The organism is Pseudomonadota bacterium (assembly GCA_018823285.1).
Classification (GTDB): Bacteria; Desulfobacterota; Desulfobulbia; order Desulfobulbales; family JAGXFP01; genus JAHJIQ01.
In genome coordinates this window covers 171,364-190,748 of the sequence record JAHJIQ010000003.1, presented here as the reverse complement: position 1 = coordinate 190,748, position 19,385 = coordinate 171,364, and the positions used below count along the sequence as shown (strand labels likewise).

The following is a 19,385-nucleotide window of genomic DNA, read 5'->3' as shown; positions in this document are numbered from 1 at the left end:
GGCGGTCACCGCCGGTCGGCATCTGGAAAGAATAGCCGATCACGCGACCAATATCGCTGAAGACGTGATCTATCTGATCGATGCCGAGATCGTCAGGCACACCCCTGAGGTTTACAACGAAGAACCGTGAATCAGTGGTTTTTTGCCCCCCTATGGGCGTACCGCCCGGACATATCCTGAGTCGGAACGCCGGTAGCCCCTGGTGATCTCGCAGATATCGCCGTCATCCTTCCAGGCTCCGGTCTGGGGGGAGCCTTCCTCGTCTTTAAACCAGTAATTCCCTTCCACCTTGATTCCCATGGCATCCGCCTTGGCGCTGGAGCCGCCGAAATCGAAGGAAAAGTAGAAATCAAGCAGCTCTTCGCTGGTAGGCAGTCGCCAGTCGGTGAAACCGCCGAGGGAGAGATTTTTCACATAGGTTTCAGCTTCTTCGGCTGAGGTGAAGAGCGGGCTTCTCACCTGCTGCCAGGTAAGAGTTGAAGAGCCGGCCTGCATGACTCCGTCGCCGGTTATTCTCAATCCGCTCGCGTTCATTGCGGAACAGCCGGAAAGGAATGCCGAAACAACAGCCATGAGCAGGAAATATCTGATCAGATCAAGCTTCATAGTTGCCCCCTCTTGAAACCAATTGATGGTTAAGTGATGGCTTAAATAGTATCCATCGCCGGAGGTGAAGACAAGGAGATCTTGCTGATTATTTGAGCACTCCTGAAATGATATACGAGTCATTTCCCCCCTGGAAGCAGAGACGCTTGATATCGGTCAGGCCCGATTCTTCCATCATCTCTGATACCTCAGCTGCCGAGTAGGAGCGGCCATCATTGTTGATCAGCATGTTTAGAGAGAAGAGGGCCGGGAAAAGCGGGCCTGCGTAATCGTCGTTCAGGAAAAAATCGTGGATCAGCAGCAATCCTCCAGGCTTCAGGGCGGCGGCGGTTTTTCTGATAAGCTTGCGGCAGGTTTCCGGGGCATTACTGTGAATGATCTGCGAGAGCCAGGCCACGTCATATCTTCCGGGGACAGGGTCGCGATTGAAGTCTCCGGCGGAAAAATCAATCCGCTTTTCCACACCGAATCTGCGTGCGGTCTCAAGGGCAAAGGGCCTGGTGGTTTCCCGGTCAAAAATCGTCGCCCGAAGTTGCGGGTTTTCAAGACAGAAGTGGATTGCGTGGGTCCCGGGACCACCGCCCAGATCCAGCAAATGTTTACGCCCCTGCAGATTGATTTCTTTTGAAATGGCCGGGGCGATGGCCAGAGCCAGGTTGAGCATCCCCAGCTGGAAGCTTTCCCGCTCTTTCTCTTCACCGTGGTCGCGGGTTTCCACCGGCTCACCGGTTTTCACCGCCACATCGAGCTGGGCCCATCCATCGACCAGATGGTGATGGTGCATGATGATGTGACCGACATATCCCGGCTTCTCCTTCACCAGAAATGCGGCGGCCAGCGGAGCATTTGTAAAACGGCCATCTTTCTTGATCAGAAGATCCATGGCCGTCAGGGCATTGAGCAGGGCTTCGGTGCCTCGGGGACTTGTACCCAGGTCAGCGGCAATCTCTCCGGTGGTGCTCTTGTTTCTGGCAACGGAACTGAAGATGCCGAGTTTTACCCCGGCATGAAGAGCGCACGGCTGCCAGTAGCTGCTGGCAAGGCCAAATAATTTTCCGGGATGAAGGCTGCTTGTCTCCATATTTTTCCTCAATGCTGGATTTGGAACTGCGAAACAACAGTCGGTAAAATGATAACCATCCATAAATAGCGATACTATACAAGCACGATTTATGGTAATACAGCAACCCTTATGATACTTGTTGACCTTCAGGAAATAAAACACAGTTTCGGTGGAGCGCCGCTGCTCGACGGTCTTGACCTGCAGATCGAGTCGGGGGAACGGGTTTGTCTCGTCGGCCGCAACGGCGAAGGAAAATCGACCCTGCTGCAAATTATCGCGGGGGGAATTGTTCCCGATCACGGCAAGGTCGTCTTCCAGCAGGGGTTGAAGGTCGCGATGCTCAGTCAGATGGTCCCGGGGTTTATCGGGGGGACCGTCTACGATGTGGTGGCGGAAGGACTCGGGGCATCGGTAAATCTGATCAGGGAACACCAACAGCTTCTCGAACGCCTTACCGAGGATCATGATGGGGGGATATTGTCTGAACTTGCCGCTCTTGAGCAGAAGATGGATACGTCGGGCGCCTGGAAGACCGAACAGAGGATTGAGACGGTCCTCTCCACCCTGCAGCTGAATCCGGCACAACCCTTTGGAGATCTTTCCGGCGGCATGAAGCGACGGGTGATGCTTGCCCATGCCCTGGTCGGCGAACCGGATCTGCTTCTTCTCGATGAGCCGACCAATCATCTTGATATTGATTCGATCCAATGGCTGGAAGAGTTTCTGCAGAACAGTCCGTGTACCCTGTTCTTCATTACCCACGATCGGGATCTCTTAAAAAAACTGGCAACCAGGATCATTGATCTTGACCGGGGCAGGGCGACGAGCTGGCCGGGAGACTATGGCAATTATCTGCGCCGGAAAGAGGAAATGCTTGGCAACGAAGAGATTGCCAGGAAAAAGTTCGACAAGAAACTCGCCGAAGAAGAGGTCTGGGTCAGGCGAGGGGTCAAGGCCCGCCGTACCAGAGATGAGGGACGGGTCCGGGAACTGCAGGAAATGCGGCGGCAGAGAGCGGCGCGGCGTGAACAGCTCGGCCGGGTTCGGATGGAAGCCACCGGAGCCGGAATGTCGGGCAAATTGGTCGCCGTGCTGAAAGATGTGTCCTATGGGTATGGTGAGAAACAGGTGGTCAAGAACCTCACCACAACGATCATGCGGGGAGACCGGACGGGGATCCTCGGCCCGAACGGGGCCGGCAAGACCACTCTTCTGAAACTGCTTTTGGGCGAGCTGCCGCCCGATTCCGGAGAAATCAAGCTCGGCAGCAATCTGCATCATGTCTATTTTGACCAGCAGCGGATGCAGCTTGATACAAACAAGACCGTGATCGAGAACTTAAGCGACAGCGGTGATTTTATTGAACTTAACGGGCGCCGTAAACATGTGATCGGCTATCTGGGGGATTTTCTCTTTGCCCCGGAGCGGGCAAGGTCGCCGGTCAGCATGTTGTCCGGCGGAGAGAAAAACAGGCTGCTCCTGGCAAAAATATTTGCCCGGCCTTCAAATGTTCTGGTCCTTGATGAGCCGACCAACGATCTCGATCTGGAGACCCTTGAACTCCTTGAAGAGCTGCTCATGGAATACGACGGGACTGTGCTCCTGGTCAGCCATGATCGGACCTTCATCAATAATGTGGTGACCAGCACCCTGGTTTTTGAAGGCGAGGGGAGAGTTGGGGAATATGCTGGCGGCTATGATGACTGGTTGAAGCAGCGGCCAAGCCCCCTCACTGAAAAAAAGGTCAGGACCGAGGGCAAGAAAGTGAAGCCGAAGACGGTCAAAGCGGCCCAGAGGAAGCTCTCTTTCAAGGAAAACCGTGAACTTGAGTCTCTTCCTGCCGAGATCGAGGCACTGGAAAAAGAACAGGCGGAGCTCTTCCGCCTGATGGCCGATCACTCTCTTTACACCAAAGGTGATGGCTCCGATATTGCCAATGCCGGCAGGAGACTTGAAGAGATTGAGGCGAAGCTTGCGCTTTCTTACGCAAGGTGGGAGGAGCTTGAGGGGTTGGGGGCAGCCGGTGATTAGGAATGTGAGATTTCAGTTATCTGCAGGCGGCTTGCCGTCCATCTGAACCAAATTTTTCCGGATTTTGAAGAACCTGATGCATAACCGTTTTTTAGAAAAAATGGTGGTGGCAACGGCTGCAGCCGGTGTTGTCATGATCTGTATCCGGAGTGGGCTGTTTCTTGCCGCAATACCGGGTGCACTCCGTTCGTTTCGAAATCGGATTGGTCAGAAAAGCCCCAGCGGACTTGCTGAGGATGAAAGGGGTGCACGTCAACCCTGATTCTTTTTTTTCATGGCGGCGGGATTTTTTTTCAGACAATACCACATTGTGGTGGTTTTTGGCTTTTGAGTGTGATAGAATAAGTTTCTCTCCCTCGAAAACTGGCCCAGTTCCCAACTCTCTCTCCCTCTCTCTCATTTTTGGGAACTGGGCCAGTTTTCTTTTCTCCGGATTATTTCCCTGTTCCCCAATCTCGGGTTATACACTCTTTCAATGTTTCACATTCTGTTTCCGGTGACTTCCCGGTTGCATAAATGCTTCTGTTTGTCAGGCTTGTAGGGGAAATCCTACATGGTAATCTGTCGGTATTGTGTGTCTTAACTGACTGTATTGACTTTGTTTTTCTGTTGGAGTAAAATTCTCGCCTATCTCAGACGGGTTGTCGGCCAGTAGAAATGATGCAGCGCTTGGATGATTGGATAACGCTGGAGGGGAGTGTTATGATCTATTCGGCAAAAGGGGTGTGCGGGAAATGCGGTCATGATTTTGTCCTGCTGATCGCAAAAGGCAGTACCTGCAGGATTTTTCGTTGTGACACCTGTGGCCAGGAACATGAAATATTCAGCGACATGATCATGCAGATCATTGACGGGAGCGTCAAATGCAATTGCGGAGGAGTGTTGCGTAAAGATGCTCCGGCCAGATGCCCGACCTGCTACTCAGCCAATGTGACCGAAGGTGAGGCGATGATCATGCATGGGTAGATAGATCCTTATTTCCGTGTAATTATAAAAGGTGGCTGGTAAATATTGATTATTTACCCGTCACCTTTTTTTGTAGGAAAAATCCTACACGGATTGAGGGTGTTCAAGATTCAGGTTAGAATCAAGCCCTCAGCGGAGAGAGTGGGTTTCTCTTGGTGATTGATACTTCTGGCAGGGAAGGAAAGGATGCAATCTTTATGGCTGGTTTATATTGTCCGTTGCGATGATGATACACTTTACACCGGGATCACCATCGATATAGACAAGCGCCTTACCGAGCATAACTCTTCGGATGTGGGTGCAAAATATACGAAGGGTCGACGGCCGGTGGCTCTTGTCTACTCTGAACCGGCCGGATCCAGGTCGGAAGCGGCCAGCAGAGAAAATCAGATTAAAAAGATGTCCCGCTCAGCAAAACTTGCCTTGATTGCCGGCCGGAAATAGCTTTTCCCGATGGTCTGTCAGTTGATTTCGACCAGCTCGATTTCAAAGGTCAGGTCTTTTCCAGCAAGGGGCGGATTGGCATCAAGCTTGATATGCTGATCATTGATTTCAATGACTTCGACCACGATCACCTGTCCTTCCGGGCCGCCCAGCTGGAGCTGCTGGCCCACTTCCGGGTTCAGGTCCGGCGGGACCTGGTCGATGGGGGCAGTCATCACCAGCTCTTCATTTCTTGGGCCATATGCTTTTTCCGAGGGGATGGTGACGGTTTTACTTTCTCCCTTCTTCATATTACTGACGGCTTCATCAAACCCGGGGATTACCTGGCCGCTGCCGAGAATGAACTCCAAAGGCTCCCTTCCGGCGGATGAATCGAAAATAGTTCCGTCCTGCAGGGTTCCCGTGTAATGGATTTTGACGGTGTCGCCGTTTTTGGCCTGGCTCATAGTGTCCTCCTGAGTCATGAGGTTGGTGGCTTCACAGGCTGGATGAAAAAAAAGCCTTACAATCCATGGTCGGTTGATCAGGGGAGAGCAGACTCGCCACCAAAAGTCGTGACGAGAGGATGTGTGCTGTCCGTGGATTGATATCCTGTGAGACCGGAATAAATAGAAATTATTGTGTCAAAATTTACAAAAGGGTGCCACTCTAACATAGTCAGAAAAGAAATGATAGTGGAGGTGGGTGTTTATCATGGAGTCGTCGGTTGGGTGATTTGTCAGCTTTGATTCCTGACCGACAAAACTGTGTCGCCAGTTCGTAATTCATTTCATCGTTTAGTTAAGTGTGTGATTTTATTGATAATAAAAAATATATTTTTTTCTTGACTTCAAGCGTTGAGGTTGTGATACGATGACACCTGTAGGGATAAAAAAATCTTTCTTCCCCTTTTAGATTTTTTATCTTTCCTCCTACTGGAGCCAGCCGACAGTTAACATGCTGTCGGCTGGCCCCCCCCCCTTACACAAGCACTCGCAAGGTTCGCAGAATATCCAGATTGTTATCGGAGTTGATGATTCATAAAACCATGGAGTCTTCATTTCATGAAGGTGTGGGCGTCATCCTTCTTCTCTTGAGCTTGCCGCCGGTTCTTGACAACAGGCAGATTATCAGTAGCCTTTTCTTTGCAACCTTTTCTCCATAATTTCGGGTATATCAATAGAGAGTGGGGAACGGCAGGAGTTCAGACGGGAAGAACAGGACTGATCATGTTCTTCTCGTATCCGGCAGCTGAACAGCTATCGGACTTACAACGTGTTGCGGATTTTATACTCAGGAGAACCGGCCCATGAAAACACATGCACCGCTATTGATCGAGCATCGGTTGATCTAATGAAGAAAAGATACCTGCCACTTTATGCCGCGCTTGCTGTTCTGACGGCGTTCCTCCTTTGTTTTTCCTACTTCGATATTTGTCCAGTACTCGAGCTGTTGTTCCCCGCCCTGCAAATAAACAAGACCACAATTGTCGATTTTATCCGTTCGCTGGGCGCCTGGGGGGCATTGGGGTCAATCGGGTTGATGATCGTCCACTCTTTTATCCCGTATCCGGCGGAATTCCTGACCATTGCCAACGGCATGGTCTTCGGCCCATTCTGGGGCGTGGTGATCACCTGGGTTGGCGCCATGCTTGGTGCGTATGCAAGTTTCGGCCTGACCAGAAGGTACGGCCGACCTTTTGTCGCCAGGAAAGTCAACCGATCCCAACTCGAAAAAATTGACCGGTGGGTGCAGGACCAAGGAGCAATGTCGCTCCTCCTCAGCCGATTCATCCCGATCATATCTTTTAATCTTATTAATTACGGTGCGGGAATGACCAGGATATCCTGGTGGACCTTTTCCTGGACCACCGGATTAGGAATCCTGCCGATGACCCTGATGATGGTCATCTTGGGGGATAACGTCCATGTCCTGCCCTGGTGGACATGGGTGATCCTCCTTGTCGCAATCATCGGCATAACCTTCGGGATGAACTCTCTTTACGCAGGTCATAGAAAAAAGAAGTTGTCCGATTAAGGGTGTGAATCCGGAAGTAATAGATAAATGTGAAAATAGCCCGATCTCGAAAAAATCTTTTCCAGTAGGTTTTAGAGGAACTGCTATGCGTATCTCTACAGATCCGGACCGCAATCAGTCAAGCGGTGAAGAACTATCCAACACCATCAGTCATGGAGCCGCGCTCGTCGCGGCGCTTGTCGGCACGCCATTTATCATCAGCAATGCAGTCCGTTCTGAAGACGCCTGGTCTGTTGTCGGTGCAAGCATTTTCTCCGCAACCATCATTTTACTCTACCTCGCTTCCGCTCTTTATCATCTGTTGCCGGCGGGCAAGGCAAAGCGGATTTTCCGGGTCATTGAGCATTCGGCTATATTTCTTTTAATCGCCGGAACGTATACACCGTTCACCCTTGGTGTGCTGCGTGGCGTTTGGGGCTGGACGCTCTTCGGAATTATCTGGGGGATCGCTCTGATCGGGGTGACGTTGAAAGTGTTTGTCAAAGGGTCGCACCCGGTTCTTTCCACCATTCTGTATCTGTCGATGGGCTGGGTGATCGTTATTGCCATCAAGCCTTTGCTTGCCGGCATGCCAATGGAAGGTTTTCTCTGGTTGCTTGCCGGAGGGTTATCCTATACGGCAGGGGTGTACTTTTATGTGACCGATTGGCGGTTCCACTACGGCCACTTTATCTGGCATCTTTTTGTGATCACGGGAACTGTTTGTCATTACTTTGCTGTTTTCAGGTATGCGGTTTGATGTAGCTCTGATCTGCATCTGAATCTTGCAGTTTGAATGATTGTCGACCTGGCGGGAGAGAAGTCCGGAAAACAACAAAGCGGAACGCAGGATATGATTCCCGGGTTCCGCTTTGCATTTAAAGCTGATCCTGCCGACTGTCGGCCATCAGATTATCTTTCCGTCTGAGGGCGGGCGGTGCTGCTTTGCCCGCGTCTTCTGGCGCGTGGTACAAAATCCAGCCCCATCGGTGCCGACCGGCGACCACGCTGCGCTTTACCGCCTTTGTGGTCATAGGTTTTCTTTGCGGATGGGTTGTGGTGACCGGAGGTTTTGCCGGCGAAATTTTCGTCTCTTTCCGGTTTCCCGTCACTGGTGGCAAAATTGAACACATGGTTTGCGGCAGCATTTCTCGCGGGTTTGCGGATGCCCCTTGCCTGATTTCTCTTCGGCGCGGGTCGGTGGCGATTTCCCGACGGCAACTCGGTTGGTTCGCTCTCGAACCGGGCGTTTTCCGGGGTCTCCCTGAGGAGCATTTTGCTGTTCAGGTTGCTTTCAACATCTTTGATAAATCGAAAGTCTTCACGAGCAGCGAAGGTAATCGCTTCGCCGGTGCACTGAGCCCGACCGGTTCTGCCGATCCGGTGTGTATACGCTTCAACGGTATCCGGGACATCATAATTGATGACATGAGAAATCCCTGAAACATCAATGCCCCGGGCAGCAATATCGGTTGCAACCAGTACATTGTACTGGCCTTTCTTGAAGCCTTCCATCGCCTCTCGGCGTTTGTTCTGTGACATGTTGCCCTGGAGGGCTACGGCCTGGTGCCCTTCTTTCAACAGGGTGACGGCCAGGTTCTTGGCCCCGTATTTGGTCCGGGTGAAGACCAGGGTTGAGGTCATCTCCGTTTCCTTCATCAGTGATTTGAGGAGAGGGGTTTTGCCCTTTTTCTCGACATTGAACAGGACATGGGAAACCGTGTCGGCCGGTTTGGAGTGATTGATCTGCACTGTAACCGGATCAACGAGGATCGAATCGGCCAGTTTTTTTACCGCCTCCGGCATGGTTGCCGAGAACAGCAGGTTCTGTCGCGTCTTGGGCATGTACTTCAACAGCCGCTTGATGGCCGGCAGGAAGCCCATGTCAAACATCATGTCCGCTTCATCCAGGACCAGGATTTCGATTCCGGAAATCTTCAGATCGCCGCTGTCCAGATGATCGAGAAGTCTGCCGGGGCAGGCGACGATGATCTCAACCCCCGTTCGGAACGATTTCAACTGGCCGACCTTGCTGACTCCGCCGTACACCGAAACACTGCGCAAACCGGTCTGGCGTCCAAGCTTTTCGATGTTCTCATGAATCTGCTCGGCAAGCTCACGGGTGGGGGCGACAATAACTGCCCGAACCTGGCGCCTGGGGCCGCTCACCAGTTTCTGCAGCATGGGCAGAACAAAGGCGGCTGTTTTGCCGGTTCCGGTCTGTGCCAATCCCATGATGTCGCGACCTTTGAGGATCTGGGGAATTGTTTCCAGCTGGATAGGGGTAGGTGCGGTGTAACCGCACGCCTGAATGCCATTGTTGATCTTCTGGTCAAAATTAAAACTTTTAAAACTCATTGAAATACCTTCTTGCTTTGCCCGGCATATTTATGCCTGGCGATTTGATTGCTCCATATTCATGACCCGGTCCCGTGGCAATCACAGATCTGTGCTGTGCCCTGCGCAAACCGGGTCCGGTATAGGAACGGAGCGTAATGTGTCTATTCAGATTGTTTGCCTGATAAGGAGGCAGAAAGATCCAAACAGTGCCTGATGTCGCAAGGAAAAACACGACAATCCTAATTCTTGGCACCTTCCTTAAGTGATCAGCAGATTTTTGGTAACGGCATATTACGAAGAGTGGAACTCAACGTGGAAGGAATTATGACGTGTGTGAAACCTGATACTTATAACCAAAATTTGGACTCATCATACCGGGTTCTGAGATTTTAGCAAGAGATTAAATTCTTTCACTAATCGGTACGAGCAGACAAGCTGCTCAACTCAGCTTTAAGCCGGCATCGATGCGTATTAAAGGTCGGGTAATATTTGACCGATGTGCCGTCAACAGAAAAACGGTGCGTGGTTCGAAGTAAACAAAGGCGGGTCATTACGGATGATCTCCGCAATGATGGGGTGTCGCTTAAACTCCCGGTCGAGGAAGCTCCGCACCTCTTTTCGGTTCCAGCCGGCGGGATGCTGGAATTCGGTATACAGGGACAGATCTCCATCGTATGAATTCCTGACGGCAAAGTGTCCGGCTTCAGGGCTCTCGATGGGCATGTTGAAGATTGCCAGATTCAGAAAGGTAATGCAGTCGTGGTGGTCAACCACAAAATCCAGCGTTCTGCGGGCTGCGGCATAGTCTTCCGCCGGGGTGCCGAAAAGAAGGTAGATATAGGTCGCTATTCCTGCTGCATTCAGATTGTTGAGGATTATGGAAACCATCTTGAGATTGATGCCTTTGTCCAGTTTATCAAGGACTGTCTGGTCTCCGGATTCCAGGCCCAGTTTGATCATCACGCATCCCGATTTTTTAAGGGAATGGCAGAACTCCGGGTCGGCAAGAAGCTTTTCAAAACGGCAGAAACCATACCAGTTGACTCCGGGCGGATCTGCGGCAAGATCTTTTAACAGGGAAGGGCTGATGGCGTTGTCGAGAAAATGAATCAGCGCCGGTTTTGTGTGATCGATCAGCCCGGCCAGTTCTTTTCTGACCCGTTTGTTGCCAAGGGGCAGGTACGGATTGTTTTCAGCCTTCTCCGGACAGAATGAGCACCTGTTCCAGTAGCAGCCCGAGGCGGCACCGTAAGGCAGAATCAGGCCCGGTGAAAGATATTGGTCAAGCGGCAGATCAGTCAAATCAGGGGGAAGGAGAGACGGGCCGGGTTCGACCCCCAGCAATTTTAAAAGAGGCCCTTCTCCCGGTCCGGCGATCAGATGGTCGACAAGTTCTTCGAAAGGGTTTTGCCAGTCGAGGTTACTGAGCCAGGAGGTCACCAGTCCGCCGCCCATGACAATCGGAAGATCCGGGTAATTGGTTTTCAGAAAACCGACCATGGCGAAAGTGGTCTGGGCCTGGCTCAAGTAATTCAGGGAGACCCCGATCATTTCCGGTAAATTTCCGGCGATCAATTGCCGAAGACGTTCCGAGAAATAGGGATAAAAAATATTATTCTCGAATTTCTTCGCAACCCTCAACAGATCTGAGCTTTTCAGGGGTGAGAGCTCATGGTCCTGATAGTTGCTGAAGCTGAGTGTGAGGTTTCGATCATTCCCGTAAATTTCCAGCAGACGGTTCAGATCGGCCACCGCCCTCCGGTAGCGATCCCGGTTCTGATAGTGTCCCGGAGAACGAAGGGCCTCAATGTTTGCGGCACGGTTCCTGATTGCCCGGAGACTCCAGGTGTCATCGGCCGGGAGCGGACTGTTCAGGAGATAGAGTATTCCTTCAACACTTGCATCAAGCAATTGGCATGCGATGTTGTTTCCCCGTAATGCCCCGGCAAGACGGGTGATCCCGGCGGGGGGTTCCGCCGGTTTGGCGACCGGGGGATGGATGAGCAGTACTGAGGGTTGCTTCTGTCGGTTCATTTTATAACAGACCCCTTGACTAGTCAGGATACAGCGGTTAGGATGGCGCAGTTTTGATCCGGGGCGAGGCTTTTCCTCGTCGGCATGCCCGGGCTGCAATGCAGGTGATACCATGCAAGGGCATCCATTGCCGAACATTTTTTTCGGTCCGGATCAATGGTTTGTCGGATTCATCAATTACGATTGGAGGAATGAATGAAGTTGAACATCGTTTTGTCAATGCTGGTTGCGGTACTCTTTGTCGGTGGGGTCAATATTTCTTTCGCCGCAGGGCCTCACGATGAGAATTGTGTTGAATGCCATAGTGTTCACTACGCGAAAGGTGACTTTATCATCGGCGCCGAACCGAATCAGAAAGTCGACAATCCCGCCTCGGCCACCAAAGCCGACGGGATCGAGGCGCTGTGCCTCGGTTGTCACAACAAGGACCAGGGGATCATGCCGATCCATCTGTCAACCACCCATCCCACGGGAATTATTCCGTCCTATGTCAATGTTCCGGACAAGCTTCTCCGGGACGGGAAATTCAGCTGCGTCAGCTGTCATAACCCGCATCCGTCCAACAACAATTACAAGTATCTGGTTGTAGATACTGAAAAAGGCGCGAAGATTGGCAGGTTCTGCGCCGTGTGCCATACGGAACAGGCGAGCGATGACATGAAGAAGAGCGCGGGCGCAGCCGAGGTCAAAAGCGGACCCCAGGCCACCCCCAGGGTCAAGGTCAGGATGGCGAAAAAATAAGATTCACCGAACCATTCTTGCGATGGAAACCGGGGGCTTCCTGTGAGGAGCTTCCGGTTTTTTTTATAACGCAAATCCGCTTCTGGTTTTTCGGGGGGAAGATTCGTTCAGATCCTCCAGCCATCTGTTCTCAGCTGTGTTCCCTGGTTTTATGGAACCGGATATCGGGATAAAGTTCCATGGTACGAGACAGCCGCCATTCACTCCCGGCCAGGTATGAAAGATGCCCCTCCCCATCATAGGCCAGGTTTGACTGGTTCTCTTTTTCGAAGGTCTGGAGTTTTTTCCGGTCATCACAGCTGACCCAGCGGGCAGTGGCATAATCGACACTTTCATAGACGGCTTCGACCCCGTATTCCGCTTTCAGTCTCGCCATGGTCACGTCGAACTGCAGGACACCTACTGCGCCTAGGATGTAATCACTGCCCTGCAGCGGTTTGAACATCTGGACCGCTCCTTCCTCGGCCAGCTGAGTCAGCCCTTTTCCGAGCTGTTTGGCTTTTAGAGGATTTTTCAGGAGGACCCTGCGGAAATGCTCAGGGGCGAAACTGGGGATCCCGGTAAATTTCAGCTCTTCCCGGTCGGTGAAGGTGTCGCCGATTTTGATCGTCCCGTGATTGTGGATACCGATAATGTCGCCGGGGAAGGCCTCTTCGACGCTGCTCCGGTCCTGGGCCATGAAAATCGTGGCGTTGGCAAGGGCGACTTCCTTTCCCAGCCGGTGGTGCCTGACCTTCATACCCCTGGTGAATTTGCCCGAGCAGATGCGAAAAAAAGCGATCCGGTCACGGTGGGCAGGGTTCATGTTTGCCTGAATCTTGAAGGTGAAACCGGAAAAGGATGCCTCTTCCGGGGCAACCGTACGGGTTGTTGTCTCGCGAGGACCGGGGGGAGGGGCGAGTTCGACAAAGCCGTCAAGGAGCTCCTTGACCCCGAAATTGTTGATCGCGCTGCCGAAGAAAACCGGAGTCTGGCCGGCCTTCAGGTAATAGGCATGATCAAACGGATTGGCAGCTCCGGCAAGGAGGTCGATGTCTTCGCGAAGTTTGTCCGCCTGGGGGCCGAGAAGTTCATCGAGTTTCGGGTCATCAAGGTTTTTAATAACGATGATGTCCTGGGGTTTTGTTTCCTGGCTCGGGGTGAAGAGATGCAGTTCCTGGCGGTAGATATTGTAGACCCCTTTGAAACTTTTCCCCATGCCGATCGGCCAGGAAAGAGGGGCGCATTCTATCTGCAGTTTTTCCTCGATGTCGGAGAGGATGTCCAGCGGTTCAAGGCCCTCCCGGTCGAGTTTGTTGATAAAGGTAATGACCGGAGTGTTCCGCATCCGGCATACTTCCATCAGTTTTTCAGTCTGGGTTTCGACCCCTTTGGCGTTGTCGATGACCATCAGGGCGCTGTCAACGGCGGTCAGAACCCGGTAGGTATCTTCGGAGAAGTCCTGATGGCCGGGGGTGTCGAGGAGATTGATCTCATAATCACGGTAATTAAACTTCATGACCGAGGAGGTGACCGAAATGCCGCGCTCCTGTTCGATGGACATCCAGTCGCTGACCGCGTGCTGGTCTGTTTTTCTCGATTTCACCGCCCCGGCCATCTTGATGGCGCCGCCGAAAAGCAGGAGCTTTTCGGTAAGGGTGGTTTTACCCGCATCGGGATGGCTGATGATGCCGAAGGTACGGCGTTTCTCAATTTCTTTGCGTAATTTTACAGACAACGTATGTCCCCGATATTTCGTTTGTAAAGCAGGAAGAGAGCGGTGTGTCAGCCCCGAGGCCGTTTATATAACGGAAGAAGAGAAATTTGTCCAGAGCAATAGGTTTCGATTATTTGTTAAAGTGATTTCCGGGCGTTTCGATTATCCTGTGACAATCTTATTGAACAGTGCGTTGACCGATACGGGATAAGTTTCGTTTGAGCAGTCGAGCTGCTCAACTCAGCTAACATTTTCAACAGGGAGCAGGGCATTGCAGATCGATATTTCGACACTGATCATGATCTTTATTGCGGCAGGGTTTGGTGCCTTTGTGGTCTGGCTGGTCTTGCGTAAAGTTCAGGCGGAAAAAGCAGCTGAAATATCAGTCATGCGCGAGAAAATTCATGATCTTGAGTCAGCCCGGGCGACGGATCAGCAGGATATGGAAAAACTCAAGACCTTCAAGGATGAGCTGGACAAGCAACTTGCGGTATCCCTGCAGAAAAATGAAAGAATCCCCGACCTGGAAAGGGAGATTTCAAGAAAGGAGGATCTGCTTGATGGCCTGCGCCGGGAGAATTCTCTGCAGATGGCGACCATCGCCGAACTGAACACCAGAGTTGAAGATGAAAAGCAGCTTGGTGCGGAAAAACTTTCAACGATTAACAATGCGCGCGAAGAGTTGCGGAACCAGTTCAAGACCCTGGCCCAGGAAATTTTCGACGAGAAGGGCAAGAAGCTTGGGGAGCAGAGTCGAGAACGACTTGATGAGATTCTGAAACCTTTCAAGGAAGAGATCAAGGATTTCAGGAAGAAAGTTGATGATGTGTATGTGAACGAGGCAAAGGAGCGTGCCTCGTTAAAAAAGGAACTGCAGGATTTAAAGGAGCTGAACCAGCGGATCAATCAGGAGGCCATCAACCTGACCCACGCCCTGAAAGGCGATAAAAAAGCCCAGGGGAACTGGGGGGAGCTGGTGCTGGAACGGGTTCTGGAGCAATCCGGGCTCCGCAAGGGAGTGGAATATGAGACCCAGGAGTCATTCCGTGATTCCGATGAGAAGCTGTTCAAGCCTGATGTAATCATCCATCTGCCGGAAGAAAAGGATGTGGTCGTTGACTCAAAGGTTTCTCTTCTGGCCTATGAAAGATACTGCTCGGCGGAAAAAGATGCTGACCGGCAGAGGGCGCTTACGGAACATGTCAACAATGTCAGAGAGCATATCAAGGGACTGAGCAGCAAAAATTATTCCGACCTGAAAGGTATCCGGTCCCTTGACTTTGTCCTGATGTTCATGCCGATCGAGCCGGCCTTTCTGGTGGCCTTTCAGGCAGATGAGAAGCTCTTTTCCGATGCTTTTGAGAACCGGATTGTGGTCGTTACCCCGACGACCCTGCTCGCCACTCTGCGGACCATTGAAAATATCTGGCGTTACGAGAGGCAGAATCAGAATGCCAGGATCATCTCCGATAGGGCCTCTGCGGTCTACAATAAACTTCGCGGGTTTGTCGAAGATATGGAAAAACTCGGCAAGCAGATCTCCACGACCCATAGCACCTATGACGATGCGATGGCGAAACTGACCACCGGCAAAGGGAACCTGATCAGGCAGGCGGAGCGATTCGTTGAGCTTGGGGTCAAGGTGAACAAGACAATTCCGAAATCGATCACTGACTTCGCCGAAACCGAAGGGGATGAAGATGAAGACTGAAATGTCCTGCCGATGAACCTCCGTTCGGGATCAGGGAGAAAGAATTGTGGGCAAAGGGTTGATCCCATACAAGTGCGAGGCCTATGAGGGAGTGTTGGCGGAGGGTCTTCGGCATTTGTTGGTGAATGGAAGATACCCTGAAGCACGGCAATGGGGTGAATCTCGATTCTTGAAGGAGTGGTGACGGTATCATGAACATCCCTGGGAATTGAGAGCCGGGAAGATCCGGCGAATTGCCTGAATGTGGGATCGGTTTTCACTGGAAAAGAAAGAAAAAAGTGAAAATTCACACAAAACTTGGTAGGAAAGCTCTGAAAAGATAGCTACAATGTTGCCAAAATGGTTTGAGCCTTTTTACCAATTCCTGAATCCGTGACGGCTCCGCGCGATTACTCATCTCAGGTGGTTATAATTACGTAAAACATAATTTTTTCGCTACGGGGGCAGACATTCACCCGCCGCCCTGCGGGGCGCCCGAGATCGGCACATCTGCTGCGTTGACAACTCGTTGATATATCATATGTATGATCAACATCGTCGTCGCCTTGCATCTGTACCGCTCTCGAACGCTCACGGATTCAGGAAATTGATAACTTTATATAACAAGCCCTTGACACTCCAGGTTTTGGCCATGTAACCTGTTGGCTGAAAAAGGGAAGCCGCTCCGGGTCATTAACCCATAATTGACCCTTTAAATCTCCATTGGAAATAAATATTTAACATGATTTTCAGCACGATTGAAAAACTTGGCAGCCTGACTCTTTATTATTTTCAGGATATCGGCCGGATGGGCATTTTTTTGTTCCGGGCCCTGCTGGGGGTTTTCAAGCGTCCTTTTCGTTTCGCCGCGGTGATCAAGCAGGTACAGCTGATAGGGGCTAATTCCATCGGGGTAATATTTTTTACCGGAGCGTTCACCGGGATGGTCCTTGGTTTACAGGGTTATTATACCCTTCGCAAATTCGGCTCGGAGGGCATGCTTGGTTCGGCGGTGGCGCTTTCCCTGCTCAGAGAGATGGGACCGGTTCTGACGGCCTTAATGGTTACCGGCAGGGCCGGGTCGGCGATGTGTGCTGAAATCGGCATTATGCGGAACAGTGAGCAGATCGATGCCCTGAAATGCATGGCTGTTGATCCCTTTCGCTATCTTATCAGCCCGAAATTTCTGGCAACGATCATTTCAATCCCCCTTCTGACCGGGATTTTCGATGTCGTGGGGATCTTTGGCGGCTATCTGGCCGGGGTGAAGATTCTGGGGGTGAATCCGGGCGCTTATTTCAATGGTATGGAACTCAGTGTCATCAACAAGGATATCAACATGGGGCTGGTCAAGTCCTTTGTTTTTGCTCTCATTATCGTCTGGGTCTGTACTGGTCGCGGCTATCTGGTCCATCTGATCAAAGGGGCCGGTTTCGGGGCCGAGGCGGTGAGCAAGGTCACAACCCAGGCCGTGGTTATCTCCTCCATTTCAATCCTGATCTGGGATTACCTGCTGACGGCTTTGATGCTATGAATGAATCGAATCAACCGGAAACCTATTGCGGCAGCATCAACGGGGAGACCGACAGGACGGATCAACCGGTCATAGAACTTGTTGATGTGGTTAAGAATTTCGGGGCTCAGAGGGTGCTTGATCATGTCAACCTCAAGATTTTTCCCGGGATGACGACAGTCATTGCAGGAGCCAGCGGCCAGGGAAAGAGTGTCACCCTGAAGCTTATTCTCGGCCTGATCAAACCGGATTCGGGGTCCATCCTGGTGAAAGGCAAGGATATCACCACCATGGGGCTGCGGGAACTTTCTGAAATGCGGAGCTCTTTCGGTGTTCTTTTTCAGGGAGGGGCGCTGCTTGATTCCTTAAATGTCTTTGAAAACGTGGCTCTTCCCCTTCAGGAGAGGACCAGAATGCCACGGGGAGAGATTCGGGAAAAGGTTCTCGGAACCTTGATCCAGCTTGGTCTGATCGGTCATGAGGAAAAGTTCCCCGGGCAGTTGAGCGGTGGCATGAAAAAAAGAGTGGGTCTGGCCAGGGCTCTGATGCTGCAGCCGGAAATCATGCTCTTTGACGAACCGACAACCGGTCTTGATCCGGAAAAAACGAGAGAGATCTACCAGCTTTTTTATGAGACCCAGGAGAAGTTCGGGTTTACAGCGGTCATCGTCAGTCATGATATCCCCAAGGTTTTCAACCTGGCTGATCAGGTGGTGGTATTAAATCGCAGCAAGCTGGTCACTTTTGATGATCCGGAGGAGATCCAGCTCTGCGAGGTTCCGGAAATCCAGGCCTTTGTGAAAACAACCATGGGACATCTGTACCTCAGTAAGGAGATGGAATAGTAAGCGGTGGGGAAACTCCTCTCCCGCCGTGCTTTTTTTTAGCAATGAAATATTTGGTGAGAGTCAGTTATTTATAAAAATCAGGGTTGAACATGAAAAAGATCAGTGTTGAAATTTCAGTCGGTTTATTTATGATCGCCGGTTTTCTATGTTTTGTGTACCTGTCGGTCCAGCTTGGTGAATTTTCGATCTTTGCCCGGGAGAAGAGTTATACCCTCAGTGCGGAGTTTGACAGCATCTCCGGGCTGAAAACCGGCGCCGTGCTTGAGATAGCGGGGGTGAATATCGGCAGGATTGCATCCATAGATCTTGGTGAGAATGACCGCGCCAGGGTCACGATGAAGATTGGTGAGGATGTGAGGATCACCGAAGATGCGATTGCCTCGGTCCGGACCATGGGGATAATCGGTGACAAATACATAAGAATCATCCAGGGTGGTTCTGAAGATCATTTGAAAGACGGCGATGTGATCTCTGAAACAGAGTCGGCCATCGACCTTGAAGAGCTTGTCAGTAAATATATTTTTGGTGATGTCTAGGACATGAACAACTCTCTCTTGGTATTGGTCCGTGATCATGGCCTGGTGAAAAAGCTCTTTTTTGCGGCAGTCCTTCTGGGGATTGTTCTTATTGCTCTCCCCTTGTGTGCCCAGGAAAATCAGGGTGGCGGCGATCAGGTGGCCAGGGAGTTCGCCGCGCTTGACGACGACTGGCTCGAAGATGAGCCGGAGCAGGTTTACGATCCGCTCGAACCGGTCAACCGCTTTTTTTTCACCTTTAATGACAAGTTGTATTTCTGGCTGCTTCGGCCAGTTGCCCGAGGATATTCATTTGTGGTTCCCGAGCCGGCAAGGGAGTGTGTCGGAAATTTTTTCAGGAATCTGAAAATGCCTGCCCGTTTTGTCAACAGTCTTCTCCAGGGGAAGATTGCCGAAAGTGGAACGGAAGTGACCCGGTTCGTGATCAACTCCACCGCAGGGGTGGTCGGCCTCTGGGATCCTGCCCGTAACTGGTTCGACCTGAAACCGAGTCCGGAAGATATGGGGCAGACTCTGGGCAAGTTCGGTATAGGAGAGGGGGTTTACATCTGCTGGCCATTTTTTGGTCCTTCCAATGTTCGAGACTCGATCGGGATGGCCGGTGATTACTTCCTCGATCCGTTTTCATATCTTGCCTTCAATGATGAGGAAGGATTTAAGGTTGTGACCGGAGCGAAGTCGGTCAATCAGATCAACACCACTTCGTTAAAGCTTGGTGATTATGAAAGTTTCAAGGAAGCCACCCTGGATCCTTACGGGGCTTTGCGGGATGCTTATTATGCAAAAAGACGCAGTCAGATAAACGACAAAAAGTGATTTGTTGAGAACCTTAGGCTGTGTAATACATTGATTAAATTTTCAGGGACCAGCGCTTCAGGAGAG

The 19,385-nt window shown here is 51.4% G+C and carries 18 protein-coding genes; 12 read left to right on the top strand and 6 right to left on the bottom strand.

The genetic code is table 11. The annotated features are described in order from the left end of the window. Nucleotides 1–130, top strand: a 130-nt coding sequence (locus tag KKG35_01475) for a phosphate transport system regulatory protein PhoU (GenBank protein MBU1736789.1), incomplete at its 5' end; no start/stop codon positions are given. Nucleotides 131–150: 20 nt separating this feature from the next. Here the strand turns inward: KKG35_01475 and KKG35_01470 are convergent. Continuing rightward, nucleotides 151–606, bottom strand: coding sequence for a DUF1566 domain-containing protein (locus KKG35_01470; protein ID MBU1736788.1), 456 nt, complete (start codon nt 604–606; stop codon nt 151–153). 88 nt (nt 607–694) lie between these two features. Further along, on the bottom strand, nt 695–1,687 hold the full coding sequence (locus KKG35_01465) for a methyltransferase domain-containing protein (GenBank protein MBU1736787.1): 993 nt from the start codon (nt 1,685–1,687) through the stop codon (nt 695–697). Between the two features lie 111 nt (nt 1,688–1,798). On the opposite strand from KKG35_01465, the gene KKG35_01460 reads away from it, so the two are divergent. The 3 genes from KKG35_01460 (at nt 1,799) to KKG35_01450 (ending at nt 5,110) form a co-directional block, all read left to right on the top strand. After that, nucleotides 1,799–3,700, top strand: a complete 1,902-nt coding sequence (locus tag KKG35_01460; GenBank protein MBU1736786.1) for an ATP-binding cassette domain-containing protein — start codon at nt 1,799–1,801, stop codon at nt 3,698–3,700. 702 nt (nt 3,701–4,402) lie between these two features. After that, on the top strand, nt 4,403–4,666 hold the full coding sequence (locus tag KKG35_01455; GenBank protein MBU1736785.1) for a hypothetical protein: 264 nt from the start codon (nt 4,403–4,405) through the stop codon (nt 4,664–4,666). A 186-nt stretch (nt 4,667–4,852) separates the two neighbouring features. Then, on the top strand, nt 4,853–5,110 hold the full coding sequence (locus KKG35_01450) for a GIY-YIG nuclease family protein (GenBank protein ID MBU1736784.1): 258 nt from the start codon (nt 4,853–4,855) through the stop codon (nt 5,108–5,110). Between the two features lie 17 nt (nt 5,111–5,127). Here KKG35_01450 and KKG35_01445 read toward each other — a convergent pair whose 3' ends face one another. Then, nucleotides 5,128–5,556 (bottom strand): peptidylprolyl isomerase, encoded by a 429-nt coding sequence (locus tag KKG35_01445; GenBank protein MBU1736783.1) that lies wholly within the window; start codon nt 5,554–5,556, stop codon nt 5,128–5,130. Between the two features lie 886 nt (nt 5,557–6,442). On the opposite strand from KKG35_01445, the gene KKG35_01440 reads away from it, so the two are divergent. Next, nucleotides 6,443–7,126: a TVP38/TMEM64 family protein gene (locus KKG35_01440; GenBank protein ID MBU1736782.1), complete on the top strand. Its 684-nt coding sequence runs from the start codon at nt 6,443–6,445 to the stop codon at nt 7,124–7,126. Between the two features lie 85 nt (nt 7,127–7,211). After that, nucleotides 7,212–7,865: a hemolysin III family protein gene (locus KKG35_01435; GenBank protein MBU1736781.1), complete on the top strand. Its 654-nt coding sequence runs from the start codon at nt 7,212–7,214 to the stop codon at nt 7,863–7,865. A gap of 152 nt (nt 7,866–8,017) precedes the next feature. Here KKG35_01435 and KKG35_01430 read toward each other — a convergent pair whose 3' ends face one another. Beyond that, nucleotides 8,018–9,463 carry a DEAD/DEAH box helicase gene (locus KKG35_01430; GenBank protein ID MBU1736780.1) on the bottom strand — a complete coding sequence of 482 codons (1,446 nt, stop codon included), beginning with the start codon at nt 9,461–9,463 and terminating at the stop codon, nt 8,018–8,020. Between the two features lie 486 nt (nt 9,464–9,949). Beyond that, nucleotides 9,950–11,479, bottom strand: a complete 1,530-nt coding sequence (locus tag KKG35_01425) for a radical SAM protein (protein MBU1736779.1) — start codon at nt 11,477–11,479, stop codon at nt 9,950–9,952. Between the two features lie 195 nt (nt 11,480–11,674). On the opposite strand from KKG35_01425, the gene KKG35_01420 reads away from it, so the two are divergent. After that, on the top strand, nt 11,675–12,220 hold the full coding sequence (locus KKG35_01420) for a cytochrome c3 family protein (GenBank protein ID MBU1736778.1): 546 nt from the start codon (nt 11,675–11,677) through the stop codon (nt 12,218–12,220). Nucleotides 12,221–12,350: 130 nt separating this feature from the next. On the opposite strand, the gene KKG35_01415 is transcribed toward KKG35_01420, so the two are convergent. Next, nucleotides 12,351–13,937: a peptide chain release factor 3 gene (locus KKG35_01415; GenBank protein MBU1736777.1), complete on the bottom strand. Its 1,587-nt coding sequence runs from the start codon at nt 13,935–13,937 to the stop codon at nt 12,351–12,353. A 367-nt stretch (nt 13,938–14,304) separates the two neighbouring features. Between KKG35_01415 and rmuC the strand changes: the two genes are divergently transcribed. The 5 genes from rmuC to KKG35_01390 all read left to right on the top strand — a co-directional run bounded on the left by rmuC (nt 14,305) and on the right by KKG35_01390 (nt 19,319). Beyond that, a complete protein-coding gene (gene rmuC / locus KKG35_01410) occupies nt 14,305–15,627 on the top strand; it encodes a DNA recombination protein RmuC (protein MBU1736776.1) in 1,323 nt (440 codons plus the stop codon). 721 nt (nt 15,628–16,348) lie between these two features. Then, on the top strand, nt 16,349–17,140 hold the full coding sequence (locus KKG35_01405; protein ID MBU1736775.1) for an MlaE family lipid ABC transporter permease subunit: 792 nt from the start codon (nt 16,349–16,351) through the stop codon (nt 17,138–17,140). After that, nucleotides 17,137–17,964: an ATP-binding cassette domain-containing protein gene (locus KKG35_01400; protein MBU1736774.1), complete on the top strand. Its 828-nt coding sequence runs from the start codon at nt 17,137–17,139 to the stop codon at nt 17,962–17,964. The genes KKG35_01405 and KKG35_01400 overlap by 4 nt, the downstream gene beginning before the upstream one ends. 92 nt (nt 17,965–18,056) lie before the next feature. Continuing rightward, entirely contained in the window at nt 18,057–18,503 is a 447-nt protein-coding gene (mlaD, locus tag KKG35_01395; GenBank protein MBU1736773.1) for an outer membrane lipid asymmetry maintenance protein MlaD, read from the top strand. A gap of 3 nt (nt 18,504–18,506) precedes the next feature. After that, nucleotides 18,507–19,319: a VacJ family lipoprotein gene (locus KKG35_01390; GenBank protein MBU1736772.1), complete on the top strand. Its 813-nt coding sequence runs from the start codon at nt 18,507–18,509 to the stop codon at nt 19,317–19,319. Nucleotides 19,320–19,385 lie beyond the last annotated feature (66 nt).